The sequence below is a fragment of the Methylobacterium sp. E-005 genome, assembly GCF_022829725.1.
Taxonomy (GTDB): domain Bacteria; phylum Pseudomonadota; class Alphaproteobacteria; order Rhizobiales; family Beijerinckiaceae; genus Methylobacterium.
Genome location: NZ_JAKSYG010000209.1, coordinates 44,034 through 57,369, shown reverse-complemented (window position 1 = coordinate 57,369; position 13,336 = coordinate 44,034). Strand labels below are relative to the sequence as shown.

Here is a 13,336-nt window from a genome sequence, read left to right as displayed (position 1 = left end):
AGCCCTCACACCCCGTCCGGCGGCAGCGCCTCCGTCACCTCGACGCGACGGGTTCCGGCCGCCTGACCGGTCTCCGCGGTGCTGGCAACGTCGGTCGGTGCCGGCACCTTGTCGAGCGCCTCCGCGACGGCGGCGACGCCCTGGTAGCGGTTGAGGCGGCGATCGATCATGCCATCGAGCCGGTCGTGCAGTTCCGACACGGTCAGGCTCCGGCGCTTGCCGCCATCGGCCTCGGTGAACAGGTTGCGGTTGGCCCGGGCGGCGCTGCGGAAGGCACGGCCGGCAACTTCATCGGGCTTCTCGGTGGAGAGCGACAGGAAGCGCCCGGCGCTCGCCGTGCCGAGGAAATGCGCGAGGTAGAGCTCGGTCGTGGTCAGCGCACGGCCGACCCGGGCCTCGATCCGCTCGCGATCGCGCTTGATCAGTTCGGCCGCCATCAGGGCTGCCACACGCGGATCGTTGCGCAGGCCGAGAACCCGCGACCGCATGGAGCCGGCGACCGTGATCCCGGCGCCCCGGCCCTTCACGGCGGCGGCCTCCTCGGCGAGCCCGTAGCGGGCGCCGTAGTCGCGGATCATCTCCAGCCACGTCCGGGCGACGAACTGGAACAGACCCTGCGCCGAGGAGGTCGCGGCCTTGGCGTCCGTGTCGAAGCTCGATTCCTTGTCGGCCAGCGCCATCATGTAGACGGGGTCGACGCCGGCCTCGTCGGAGGCCTTCACGATCGTGTCGACCACCTTGCGCGGTACGGAACGCTCGCCGAAGCGCACGGCATCCGCGCCCTGCTCCTGCGTCACCCGCGGCAGAGCGGCAAGGTCGTCCTGGATCAGCGCCGTCGTCGCCGGCTCCTGCTCCGGCACCGGCAGGCCGTTCCAGCGGGGCGCGGCGGATACATCCTGCGGCGTGTCTTGCTGTGTCTCCTGCGGCGGATCCTGATCGAGCGTCGAGCGGAGGGACATGTCCTGGGCCGACGGCTCCGGCGTCACCGTCTCCTGAATCGGCGTCCCGGCCGCGAAAGCCTGAGCGGCGCGCGGGCTGGTGTCGACCCGGTCATGGGCCTGGGCCGGAGGGGCGAAATAGGCGGGCGCGAAAGCGGCCTGCGGCAATCCAAATCCGGCCACGAGGCCCAGCGCCACGGTTCCAGTGACTTTCCCGGTCACCTGACGCAACCGGCTCCGGTGTGCGCGGCGTGATGACCGGCGCTCCATCGTGCGGCCGGCCCGCGGCAGCCACACCACGGCTTCATCCTCAAAACGGCTCGCATTCGGCACGAGTCGGCTCGCGTCGTCGGCGCGCTGCGCCGGCTCCGGGAAAACCCCCATCTTTGGTCCTTCTCAGGTCGGTCCTTGCGTCGGCCCGGCGTCTGGCGGCCGGGCTCCTTTGAGCGGCGGCCGTATCGGCGCCGGCCGTGACCAGAATGGGACGACCCCGTGATCCAAGCGTGGCACGGTCAACGAAGGGTTAACCGTGCGGATTAGGGGCGCCTTAAGGACGCGCACCCTGGCGCTCTGCGCTGGTGCCCCTCCGGATTCGTTTCAGTCGCGGATGGCGCCAAGGTCTTGTTTTCAAGCGTCCTCTCCTGCCGAAACGGGCGGCTCCTTTTGCGAACTTCGCGTCAATCAGCGGCAAAGTTGTCGCATTTGGCTTGGAACGCCGCAGTGCTGAGCCAGTTAGGTACGACCCCGGGCGGGCGAACTTTCCGTCCCAGGACGGACCCTTCAAGACGCCACCCGCGTCCCTACAAGGACATCAGTTTCCAATGAGCATGCAGTCCGGTCGCCGCGTCGGTGTCGCGTTCGTTGGCATGGGTGGCGCCGTCGCCACCACCGCCATCGCCGGCATCGAGATGATCAAATCCGGCTCGAACCGGCTCGACGGGCTGCCGCTCGCCGGCCTCTCCGTGGCGGGCTTGGCCGATTACAAGGATCTGGTCTTCGGTGGCTGGGACCTGAATGGCGACGACCTCGCCACGGCCGCGAGCGGCCACGGCGTCCTCTCGAAGGACGATATCGAGGATGGCGCCGGAGCGCTGAAGGGCATCACGCCCTGGCCGGCGGTCGGCAGTGCCAAGTTCTGCAAGAACATCGACGGGCAGAACCGTATCGTCGCCAAGGACCACCGCGAAGCGGTCTCGGTCATCGCCAACGATCTCCGGCGTTTCCAGAAAGAGAGCAACCTCGACGACGTGGTGGTGGTGAACCTCGCCTCGACCGAGCGCTGGCCCGACCTCAACGACCCGACCCTGAACTCCACGGCCGCCTTCGAGAAGGGCCTGGATTCGAGCGACGAGGCGATCTCGCCCGCGATGCTCTACGCCTACGCGGCGATCAAGAGCGGCATCCCCTATGCCAACTTCACCCCGAGTGTGGCGGCGGACGTCCCGGCGCTCCTCGACCTCGCCAAGGAGTTGAACGTCCCGGTCGCCGGCAAGGATGGCAAGACCGGTCAGACCATGATGAAGACGGTGCTCGCCCCCGCCTTCAAGGCCCGCGCGCTCCACGTCGACGGCTGGTTCTCGACCAACATCCTCGGCAACCGGGACGGCCTCGCCCTGAACGACCCGAATTCGCTTCAGTCGAAGCTCAACACCAAGGGTACGGTGCTCGATTCGATCCTCGGCTACCCGGTCGAGGATCACCTCGTGCACATCCACTATTACCGCCCGCGCGGTGACGACAAGGAAGCCTGGGACAACATCGACGTCACCGGCTTCATGGGCCAGCGGATGCAGGTGAAGGTGAACTTCCTCTGCAAGGACTCGATCCTGGCGGCCCCGCTCGTCATCGAGATCGCCCGCGTGCTCGATCTTGCCCATACCCGCGGCGACGGCGGCGTGCAGGAGCAGCTCTCGACCTTCTTCAAGGCGCCGATGGTCAAGAACGGTCGCGGGCCGGAGCACGCCTTCGGCAAGCAGGAGCAGATGCTGCGGGATTGGCTCGGCGTGCACTGAGCCATCCTGTGTCGCCCCTCGATCACCGCTGCCAGTGCCCACCGGGAGCGGCGTGAACCAGGGCGACCCTATCGTCGATGACGGTCCGCAACCGGGCCCTCTCCCGCTCGGGAGAGGGGTGGGGCGGGGGTCGAGAAGCTACAGGATCGAGAGCGCCGTCGACGCTCGGTCACGGGACGCTTTATCCGGACAGACCTGATCCCTCACCCTGTCCCTCTCCCGTACGGGAGGGGGGACCCGCGTCCAATCCGGATGATGGGCCCGTCCGTCCCAGCCGCCTGCGAGCGCGCAAGCCTCATCCGGCCGAAAGAAGCGATGCCCAGCGAAACCCCCCCGTCGCAATCCGGAGCTGCCGCGCCCGAGGCGTTGCGCGATCTTCTGGTCGAGATGAACGACCTCAAGCGCGTCCGCTCCGCGGGCCGGACCGGGTCGATCGCCGAGCGGCTGTTCGCGCAGGGCTGGGGTCGTCTCACCGGCGGCGCGGCGCCCGACGATGTCGCGCTCGACATCGCGGCAACGACCCTCGCGGCGACGCGCCTTTGCGACCTCGACGCCGCCTTCCTGACCGCCGCCGGCCTCTCGGACGAGGCGGCCTCCGCGGTGCTGGTCGCGGGCTTCGATGCCGTGACCGGCGAACTCGATCCGGATCTGCGCGCCCGCCTGCGGGCCCGGCTCGCCCCGCGCCCGGCGGTCGAACTCGGAGCCCTGCCGGCCTTCGTCACCGCCCTGCCACAGCAGCCGCGGGCCGGCGTGACCTGTCCCGGCCGTGCCCGCATTCTGCTGGAGCCGCCGGAGAACCACGCCGAGCATTGCCTGATCGTGGCGGTCTACGGCGTGTGCCTGAGTCCGTTCTACCGGGCCGATCCCGGCACCGTGTTCCTGGCCGCCATGGCCCACCACTTCCACAACGCCGCCATGCCGGATGCCGGCTTCACCGGCGAGATGCTGCTCGGCGACCATCTCGGCCCGATCATGGCCACGACCACCGCCTGGGCCCTCGCCGAACTCGCCGAGCCCCTGCGGGGCCAGGTCGAGCGCGCCCGCGCGGTGCTGCCGGACGACGCCACCGGGGAGGGCCGCGCCTTCCATGCGGCCGACTGCATCGACCGGGTGCTCCAGATCGCCCAGCACCTGCGCGGCGCCTCGACCACGATGGGGATGGTGCTCGATGAGTGGGAGCTGATCCATGCCGGGCCGGTGAAGGACTTCCACGATCGCGTCCTCGCCGACATGCGCATCCCTTGATCGCACCTGCCGCCTTGATCGCCGGATCCGATGGCCCATCTGCCCGGGCGGTCCCGAGAACCATGATCCCGTTTGAACTCCTCGCGCCGGACACCGGCAACCCGCTGAAGGCCGACGGTCCGCATGCCCTGCGGGACGCCGAAACCGGTGCGCGCTGGCCCGTCATCGATGGAATCCCGTATCTGCGGGTCAACCGCGAGGCGCTGGTCGAGCGGGTCCTGGCCCATCTCGACGCGGGCGAGGCCGACGAGGCGCTGGCGGCCCTGCTGGTCGACCAGGACGATTGGTGGAACGGCCCGCCCGCCGATCCGGCCGGGATCATCCAGCTCATCAAGGACCGGCGCACCGCCACCCTGCGCGATGCGGTTGACCGCCTCGGCTGGGGCCGGGTCGGCGATTACTTCCTGCACCGCTGGAGCGATCCGACCTTCCTGGCCGGGCTGTCGCTGCTCGAGGCGCACTGGAACGAACCCATCTGCGTCTTCGAGTTCGCCTGCGGCATCGGCCATTACCTGCGTGAATTGCAGCGGCGCGGCTGCAAGGTCGCGGGCGCCGACGTCGTCTTCGCCAAGCTCTGGGTCGCCCGTCACTGGGTCGTGGGCGAGAAGGCGCAGCTCGTCTGTTTCGATGCGGGCTCGCCCCACTGGCCGATCCCGGGGGCGCCGGTCGATCTCGTGGCCTGCAACGACGCCTTCTACTTCCTCGACGACAAGGCGGCCCTGCTGGAAAACCTTCGCCAGAATGCCGGCGACGACGGCTGGTTGGCGCTGAGCCACATCCACAACCGCGATTGCCCCGGCTTCTCGGCCGGCCGGGCGGTGACGGCCGAGGAGATCGCCGAGCTGTTCCCCGACGCCCTCGTGTACGACGATGCGGAACTGACCCGGGCGCTGGTCGAGGTCCGGGCACCGGCGCCGCAGGAGCCGGCCGCCCTGCGGACCTGCGAGGCCTTCTCGGTGGTGTGCGGACCCGGGATGCGTCCGGCGCCGCGCGCCCTGGTCGACGGACTGACGCTGCCGAAGCCCGGCACCGTGCTCCGGCTCAATCCGCTCTATGCGCCCGAGGGCGACGGCTACGTCATACGCTGGCCCTCGGAGCGCTACGAGGCGGAATATGCCGCCCGCGCCACCTACCCGCTGCGCTCACCCGGACCCGAGCACCTGACCTTCAGCGCGGACCTCGGTGCGCAGGAGACGCAGCGTGTCCGCGTCCGCGAGTTCGTCGACCTGCCGGAGCGGTGGTGATGGACGCCGTCGGCTGGGGTATCGTCGGCTACGGCTGGGTCGCCCGCGACTACATGGAGCCCGGGATCCGCGCCGCCGGGCACCGGCTGGTCGCGGTCTGCGATCCCGATCCGACGAGCCGCGCGGCGGCCGAGCGGGCGGGCGCCCGCGGTCACACCGACCTCGCCGGCCTGATCGCCGAGCCCGAGGTCGAGGCGGTTTACGTGGCGACGCCCAACCATCTGCACCGCGGCGCCGTCGAGGCGCTGGCAGCAGCCGGCAAGGCGATCCTGTGCGAGAAGCCGATGGCGGCGACGCTCGCCGACGCCGAGGCGATCACGCAGGCGGTCGACTCCAAAAGAATTTTCTACGGGACGGCCTTCGACCAGCGGCACCATCCGGCCCACCGGATGATCCGCGCGCAGGTCGAGGCCGGACGGCTCGGCACGGTGACGGCCGTGCGGATCGTCTACGCCTGCTGGCTCGGGCGCGACTGGTCGGAGGCCGGCCAGCCGAACTGGCGGATCGATGCCGCGCAGGCCGGCGGCGGCGCCCTGATGGATCTCGCGCCGCACGGGCTCGACCTCGTCGATTTCCTGGTCGGCGAACCGATCGCCACCATCGCGGCCCTGACCCAGAGCAAGGCCCAGGATTACGCGGTCGATGACGGGGCCCTGCTGATCGGGCAGACCGCGGGCGGGGCGCTGGCGAGCCTGCATGTCGCCTACAATTGCCCCGACGCGCTGCCCCGCCGCCGCCTGGAGGTGGTCGGCACGCGGGGCATGCTCGTCGCTGAGAACACGATGGGCCAGGTTGCTGGTGGGTCGCTGACCTTCATCGACGGCGCCAGCGGCCGCGCGGAGCCGCTCGCCTTCGACGCCGAGAGCTCGCCCTTCACCGAGCAGGTGCGCGCCTTCGGCTCGGCCCTGCGCCGACCCGAGGAAAGGGCGGCGTACTCGGCGTCCCGCGACCTTCACACGATGCGACTCGTCGCCCGGGCCTACGGGCAGGGGTAGCGGCCAGGATATTCGATCACGCAACCAACCCAGGCCTCTCCCACCCAACCCCTCATCCTGAGATGCCCGCGTCGGCGGGCCTCGAAGGAGCCCGCCAGAGGACGCCGCAATCCCTGGAGCCCTCCTTCGAGGCCTCCGCTGCGCTCCGGTACCTCAGGATGAGGTGGGTGAATGGGACGACGGCACGGCGCACGGTTCGAGGAAGACGGAAACACGACGTGAGCAACGCAGACGCCTTCCACGATCAGGACGACCGCGCCCGCCACGAGCGGATCAAGGCGCCGCGCCCCTACCGCTTCGGCGCCAAGCGGCCGATCGAGGGTCTGCCCGAGTCCCTGCCCGATCCGGTCAAAGCCTATCTCGACATCCTGCCGGAGGGGCGCATCGTCGGCTTCCCGCTGGCGCCCCTCGACCGCACCGGCGTTCCGGTCTGGTTCGTGGCGCTGTTCCTCGACGATCCGTTCTTCGTCGGCGCCATGCCGTCCGGCATCGGCTACGGCGCGACCGACGACGAGGCGCTGATCGGCGCGGTGGCCGAGATCGCCGAGAACCTGATGCCCTCGCTGGCCGTGCTGCCGCGGGCCAAGGAGCGGGCGAGCTACACCGACCTCGCCCGCGTCTACGGCGCGAACTCCGTCGCCGACCCGCTGACCCTCTGCCTGCCCGCAGGCTCCCCGGTGAACCGCGATACGGTTCTCGAATGGACGCCGAGCGTCCGGCACGCTACCGGCGAGATCGTGCTGATGCCGCTCGATATCGCGGCGACCGACTATTTTGAGCTGTCGGAGGGCTACAAGCCCTTCACCAACCTGATCACCAACGGCCTCGGCGCCGGGCCGGACGTGCCCTTCGCCCTCGGGCACGGCGTTCTGGAACTGCTCCAGCGCGACGGCAACGGGTTGCTGTTCCGGGCGCTGGACCAGGGCGTGATGCTCGACCTCGACGGCATCGGCCCGGAGAATGCCGCGATGCTGGCCCGGCTGAAGGAGCTCGGCATCCGGGCGCTGCCGAAATTCGCCACCGACCAGTTCGGCCTGACCAACCTCTACGTCACCGGCTACGACGAGGACCCGGCCTGCACCCCGGCGCCGATCGCCCTCTCGGCCTGTGGCGAGGCCTGCGATCCGGATCGGGACCGGGCCCTGCGCAAGGCGCTGCTGGAGTTCCAGGCCGCGCGGGTGCGCAAGACCTTCGGGCACGGCCCCCTCGACTTGGCCGCCACCGTGACCCCGCCGGGCTACGTCGATGCCTTCATCCAGAAGGCGCTGCCGAGCCTGGATCTGGAAGAAAGCCGCGCCCTCCAGGCGATGCTCGAATGGATCGCGATGCCGGCCGCCGATCTGCGCGGCGTGCTCGCCGACACCGTCTATTCCGAGCGCAGCACCAAGCGTTTCTCGGAGTTGCCCTCCACCCCGGCCGCCGACGGCCATGCGCGGGGCAAGATCGCCTGCGACCGGCTGCTCGAAGCCGGATTCGACGTGCTCTACGTCGAGTGCTCGCCCCCGGGCGGTGGGGTCGGCGTCGTGAAGGCGATCGTGCCGGGGCTCGAGGTCGAGACCATGAGCTACTACCGGATCGGCGAGCGCAACACGAAGAAGCTCCTCGACCGCGACCATCCGCTGATCACGTTCGGCACCGAGAGCGAGACCCTGCGCCCGGTTCGCCTTACCCCGGAGGCCCTGGAACGGTTCGGCGGCCAGCCGCTGTTCGATACCGCGCTGGCCGAGCAGATCGTCGGGCGGCACTATCCACTGTACCGCGAGCCGGAATCGCATCATGCGCCGTTCCGCCTCGCCCAGCGGCAGGGGAGGGCGGCGTGACGCTTCGCTTCGCCTACAACACCAATGGCGCGGCCAACCACCGCCTCGACGACGCGCTCCACCTGATCAAGGCCGCGGGCTACGACGGCGTGGCGCTGACCCTCGACATCCATCACCTCGATCCGTTCGCCGACACCTGGGCGACGGAGGCCGGCCGCGTGGCGAGCCTGCTGGAGAAGCTGGAACTGACCTGCGTCATCGAGACCGGCGCCCGCTTTCTCCTCGACCCGAGCGCCAAGCACGAGCCCACCCTGGTGACGGCTGATGCCGCGGGCCGCGCCCGGCGGGTCGGTTTCCTCAAGCGGGCGGTCGAGATCGGCGCCATGCTCTCCGCCGAGGCGGTCTCGTTCTGGGCCGGCGTGCCGAAGCCCGGCGTTGATCACGGCGAGGCCCGGCGCTGGCTGGTCGAGGGGTTGCACGCGGTCGCGGCCTTCGCGGATGAAGCCGGGATCGTGCCCTGCCTGGAGCCCGAGCCCGGCATGCTGATCGAGACGCTGGACGATTACGCCGCCCTCGACGTGCCGGGGCTGAAGCTCGCCCTCGATACCGGCCACTGCCTCGTCACGGGCGAGCGGGAGCCGGCGGCGGCGGTGCGGGAATTTTCCGACCGGATCGGCACCGTGGCGATCGAGGACATGAAGCGCGGCAGCCACATCCACCTGCCCTTCGGCGAGGGCGACATGGACGTGCCGGGTGTGCTGGAGGCGCTGGAGGAAGTCGGCTTCGGCAAGCTGATCTGCGTCGAGCTCTCCCGCGAGAGCCACCGGGCCGACGTGATGATCCCGCAGGCGCTGGACTATCTCCGCGGCTGCCGGCGCCCCGGGCCGGTGCTCGCCGGCGAGCAGGAGACGCGGCGGCAATGGCAGTGAGGGCGGCGAACGTTCTCTCCTCCCCCTTGCGGGGAGGAGCCGGAGGTGGGGGTGGCGCAGGATCGAGCGTGGTGGTGCCTTCTGCACCACCCCCACCCCTACCCCTCCCCGCAAGGGGGAGGGGAGACCTCTTGATCGCGGACTTCGGCGGTGCACGAGCATGAGAATCCTCTTTCTCAGCCGCCGCTACTTCCCGGCGATATCCGGCATGAGCGTCTACGCGCAGAACCTGCTGCGCGAGCTGGTCGGCGCCGGCCACGACGTGACGATGATTTCCCAGTACCGGGGCGACGCCTTCGGCACCCGGGTCTATGGCGGCGGCCCGCCCCCGCCGGTGCCGGGCGTCAAAGTGATCGGCCTGGAACAGCTCGGCGAGCAGACCTCGGGCGATTTCGAGCGCGACATCACCACGATGGTTGACGCCATCGCCCAGGAGCACGCCAAAAAGCCGTTCGACATCCTGCACGCGCAGTACGGCTACCCCACCGGCTGGGCGGTGCTGCTCGCCGCCCGCAAGCTCGGTGTGCCGAGCGTCGTCTCGATCCAGGGCGGCGACGGCCACTGGGTCGGCTCCTGCTGCGAGACCCACCGGGTCGCCATGTGCGAGGTTCTGGCCCACGCCAACGCGCTGCTGATCGGCGGCGCCTCTTTCGTGGACGAGGTCTGCGGGCGCCTCGGGTCGGACCCCGCCCGCTTCACCATCGTACCCGGCGCGGTCGATACCGATCGGTTCGCCCAAGGGACGCCCGATGGCCTGCCGGCGCCCCATGCCGGCCCGGTGCGGCTGTTCTATCATGGCCGGGTCGATCGCCGGAAAGGCGTGCTCGACTTCATCGAGGCCCTGGCGATCCTGCGCCGGCAGGGTACGCCCTTCGCCGCCACCATCTCGGGGATCGGGCCCGACGTGGACCCGGCCAAGGCGCTTGCCGCCGAGCACGCCTTCCCGGAGCGCGAGATCGCCTTCACGGGCTATGCCGAGTACGGATCCGTGCCGGACCTCTACCGCCGCGCCGACGTGTTCGTCTCGCCGACCTACGCGGAGGGGTTTTCCAACACGATCCTGGAGGCGCTGGCGGCCGGTCTCGCCACGGTCTCGTGCCACGCGGTTGGCGTGTCGGACTGCCTGCGCGACGGGGAGAACGGGCTGCTCTCCAATCCGGGTGACGTGCCAGCGCAGGCCGCCAACCTGACCCGGATCATCACGGATGTCGATCTGCGCCGCCGCATCGCGACGGCCGGGCTTGAGGAGTGCCGGCGGGTCTATTCGTGGGACGCGGTCGGGCGGCAGATCATGGAGGTCTACGCGCGCGTGCGGAACGAGAAACCCGCCACCGACTTCGCCGAGGACCTGCCCTACGATCCGACCTGCCGCTTCCGCGCCGAGCCGCACCTGCTCTGAAGGATCCGCCAGATTCGGGGATCCCGATCCCTCCCCTCATCCTGAGGTGTCCGCGTCAGCGGGCCTTTTAGGAGCCCTCCAGGGAACACGGTGATCCCTGGAGCCCTCCTTCGAGGCTGCTCCGCAGCACTTCAGGATGAGGGCGAGGGCTGGATGTTCGATCGCCGAAAGGCCCTGACCCATGCCCACCGCGCTCGCCCTCTCCCCCCATCTCGACGACGCGGCCTTCTCCTGCGGCGGCCTCCTCGCGCAGCTCGCACAGGGGGGCTGGCGCGTGGTCATGGCGACCTTGTTCACCGGTAGTGTCGCCAACCCAGAGGGGTTCGCGCTCGCCTGCCAGCTCGACAAGGGACTGCCGGCCGGGATCGACTACATGGCGCTGCGCCGGGACGAAGACAGCGGGGCCGCCGCGGCGCTGGGGATCGCCCCGCCGGTGCATCTGCCGTTCCGGGAGGCGCCGCACCGGGGCTACGGCTCGCCGCCCGAACTCTTTGCCGAGACCCGCACGGATGACGGCATCGCGGGCGACCTTGCGCCCGCCATCGCGGAGCTGATCGCCGCCGAGGGACCGGATCTCCTCCTCGCCCCGCAGGCGATCGGCGGCCATGTCGATCATGTGCAGATGGTCCGGGCACTCAGGAGCCGCGATCCGCTTCCCCCGATCCTGTGGTGGCGCGACTTCCCCTATACGGTGCGCGAGGCGGCGCCCCGGGAGCCGCTCGCGGCCCTGTTCGCGGAACTCCCCGAAGCGACGGTGACCCTCGATCCGGACGCCCAGGCCCGGAAGCGCGCCGCCTGCGCGGCCTATGCCAGCCAGATCGGCTTCCAGTTCGGCGGCCCGGCGGGTCTCGACGTGCGCCTCGCCCGGGAGAACGGCATCGAGCGCTTCCGCCTCTCCGGCCGGCTCGGGGCAGCCATCCCCGGTCTCGATGCCGGCTGAGCCGCAGGCGCCGAAATCGCTGGCCGATCCCGATGCCCTGGCGGCCCGCCGCGCGCTGATCGGGGCGCCCCACATCGCGCCGGTCCGGGCGCTCGCCGCGCGGATCTCCGCCGAGCGCGGCGCCCCGGTCCCCACGCCCGATCCGCTGGACGGCGGGATCGGTGCCCGGATGCTGTTCCTGCTGGAGACGCCCGGCCCGGCCGTGCTGCGCACCGGCTTCGTCACACGCGACAGCGCGAACGGCACCGCCGCCAACCTGTTCCGCTTCCTCGCCGAGGCTGGCATCGCCCGGGCCGATACGCTGATCTGGAACGCCGTGCCGTGGCTGATCCACCCGGAGGGCGCCCTCAACCGAGCGCCCCGCCGGGCCGAGGTCGCGGCGGCTGCCCCCTACCTGGAGCCCCTCCTCGATCTTCTGCCGCACCTCGCCGTGGCGGTTCTGGCCGGCCGCTATGCCGGCGAGGCAGAGCCGGCGATCGCGACTCTGCGCCCCGGCCTGCCGATCATCCGGATTCCGCATCCGAGCCCGACCTATGTCTGTACAGCGCCGGAGGTGGCGGCCCGTATCCGGCGCGGCCTTTCGGAGGCGGCTAACCTCCTCGATGGGGCAACCGGCTGAGGATAGAAGACCTGTTCCGGCGGCAACTTCCCTGGCCTTGCGCGTGGGTTCGGCCTACATGCGGGGCAACGGGCCGCGGTCCGGGACCATCCGGCGCTGGCTCTCGGCCTTGGCCGGGCCGCGCAGCCGGAAGGGCGGACGCCGAACGGCATGAATTTTCAGGATCAGCACCGGAAGCCGGCCGAGCCGGCCGAGCCGGTCCAGCACGAGGCGGCGCCCGCGGCGCGGAAGAGCCGGCGCAGCCGCTATGCCTGGATCGGCACGGGCGCCAGCATCGTGCTGTTCGCGGTCTCCCTCGGCGTGCTGTGGAAGCTGGTCCAGAGCGTGAGCTGGGCGGAGGTGCGCACCGCGATCGCGGCCGCAACCGGTCGGCAGCTCGGCTTCGCCTTCCTGTTCGTCGGGATCAGCTACCTGTTCCTCACCGGCTACGATGCGCTGGCCCTGCGCCAGCTCAAGATCAAGGTGCCCTACCGGATCACGGCGCTCGCCTCGTTCACGAGCTACGCGGTGAGCTTTACCCTCGGCTTCCCGCTGCTGACCGCCGGGACCATCCGCTACTGGATCTATTCCCGGCAGGGCCTGACCACGCCCAAGATCGCGGCGCTGACGGTGATCGCCGGCTTCACCTTCTGGCTCGGCATGGGCGTTGTCCTGGGCCTCAGCCTGATCATCGAGGCGGGGCAGCTCGCCGGGCTCGCCTTCACGTCGATCCGGATCAACCAGACGGTCGGTCTCGCGGCGCTCGCCCTGGTGCTGGGCTATCTCGCCTGGGTCTCGGCCAAGAAGCGCAGCATCACCGTCAAGCAGTGGCGCCTCGAATTGCCTGGCGCCTCGGTATCGATCGGCCAGATGCTCGTCGGCATCGGCGACGTCTGCGCCGCGGCGGCGGTACTCTACGTGCTTCTGCCGCAGGAAATGACGCTGGGCTTCACCACCTTCCTGGCGATCTACGTGCTCGCCGCCATGCTGGGCATCGCGTCGAACGCCCCGGGCGGCATCGGGGTGTTCGAGGCGACGATCCTGCTCGCGCTCTCAAGCCTGCCGCGCAACGAGGTGCTGACCTCGCTGCTGCTGTTCCGCGGCTGCTATTACGTCGTGCCATTCGTGACCGCGCTCGCGATGCTCGGCCTCTACGAGATCGTGAAGCGCGCGGGCGGCGCGCGCGATCCCGGTCCTCCGGAAGGCACCGCCGGCCCGTCCGGCCGGGCGTGGCGCGACGAATCCGAGCCGCGCTGACGCGACCGGACGGCCCGCC

The 13,336-nt window shown here is 70.3% G+C and carries 11 protein-coding genes; 10 read left to right on the top strand and 1 reads right to left on the bottom strand.

The features are described from left to right. Positions 1 to 5 precede the first annotated feature (5 nt). Positions 6 to 1,322 (bottom strand): transglycosylase SLT domain-containing protein, encoded by a 1,317-nt coding sequence (locus tag MKK88_RS24435; protein ID WP_244004368.1) that lies wholly within the window; start codon positions 1,320 to 1,322, stop codon positions 6 to 8. Between the two features lie 437 nt (positions 1,323 to 1,759). On the opposite strand from MKK88_RS24435, the gene MKK88_RS24430 reads away from it, so the two are divergent. The 10 genes from MKK88_RS24430 to MKK88_RS24385 all read left to right on the top strand — a co-directional run bounded on the left by MKK88_RS24430 (position 1,760) and on the right by MKK88_RS24385 (position 13,317). Continuing rightward, entirely contained in the window at positions 1,760 to 2,950 is a 1,191-nt protein-coding gene (locus MKK88_RS24430; RefSeq protein WP_244004366.1) for an inositol-3-phosphate synthase, read from the top strand. Between the two features lie 315 nt (positions 2,951 to 3,265). Further along, a complete protein-coding gene (locus MKK88_RS24425; protein WP_244004364.1) occupies positions 3,266 to 4,195 on the top strand; it encodes a hypothetical protein in 930 nt (309 codons plus the stop codon). 62 nt (positions 4,196 to 4,257) lie between these two features. Then, complete coding sequence (locus MKK88_RS24420; RefSeq protein ID WP_244004362.1) at positions 4,258 to 5,439, top strand: class I SAM-dependent methyltransferase; 1,182 nt, start codon at positions 4,258 to 4,260, stop codon at positions 5,437 to 5,439. Beyond that, positions 5,439 to 6,434, top strand: a complete 996-nt coding sequence (locus MKK88_RS24415; RefSeq protein WP_244004360.1) for a Gfo/Idh/MocA family protein — start codon at positions 5,439 to 5,441, stop codon at positions 6,432 to 6,434. The genes MKK88_RS24420 and MKK88_RS24415 overlap by 1 nt, the downstream gene beginning before the upstream one ends. A 218-nt stretch (positions 6,435 to 6,652) precedes the next feature. Continuing rightward, entirely contained in the window at positions 6,653 to 8,254 is a 1,602-nt protein-coding gene (locus tag MKK88_RS24410; RefSeq protein WP_244004358.1) for a YcaO-like family protein, read from the top strand. Then, positions 8,251 to 9,123: a sugar phosphate isomerase/epimerase family protein gene (locus tag MKK88_RS24405; protein WP_244004356.1), complete on the top strand. Its 873-nt coding sequence runs from the start codon at positions 8,251 to 8,253 to the stop codon at positions 9,121 to 9,123. Before MKK88_RS24410 ends, MKK88_RS24405 begins: the two co-directional genes overlap by 4 nt. A gap of 160 nt (positions 9,124 to 9,283) precedes the next feature. Beyond that, positions 9,284 to 10,522: a glycosyltransferase family 4 protein gene (locus tag MKK88_RS24400; RefSeq protein ID WP_244004354.1), complete on the top strand. Its 1,239-nt coding sequence runs from the start codon at positions 9,284 to 9,286 to the stop codon at positions 10,520 to 10,522. A 181-nt stretch (positions 10,523 to 10,703) separates the two neighbouring features. After that, entirely contained in the window at positions 10,704 to 11,462 is a 759-nt protein-coding gene (locus tag MKK88_RS24395; RefSeq protein WP_244004352.1) for a PIG-L deacetylase family protein, read from the top strand. After that, positions 11,452 to 12,081, top strand: coding sequence for a uracil-DNA glycosylase (locus MKK88_RS24390; RefSeq protein ID WP_244004350.1), 630 nt, complete (start codon positions 11,452 to 11,454; stop codon positions 12,079 to 12,081). Before MKK88_RS24395 ends, MKK88_RS24390 begins: the two co-directional genes overlap by 11 nt. Positions 12,082 to 12,231: 150 nt before the next feature. After that, positions 12,232 to 13,317 carry a lysylphosphatidylglycerol synthase domain-containing protein gene (locus tag MKK88_RS24385; protein WP_244004348.1) on the top strand — a complete coding sequence of 362 codons (1,086 nt, stop codon included), beginning with the start codon at positions 12,232 to 12,234 and terminating at the stop codon, positions 13,315 to 13,317. The last annotated feature ends 19 nt before the right edge of the window (positions 13,318 to 13,336 follow it).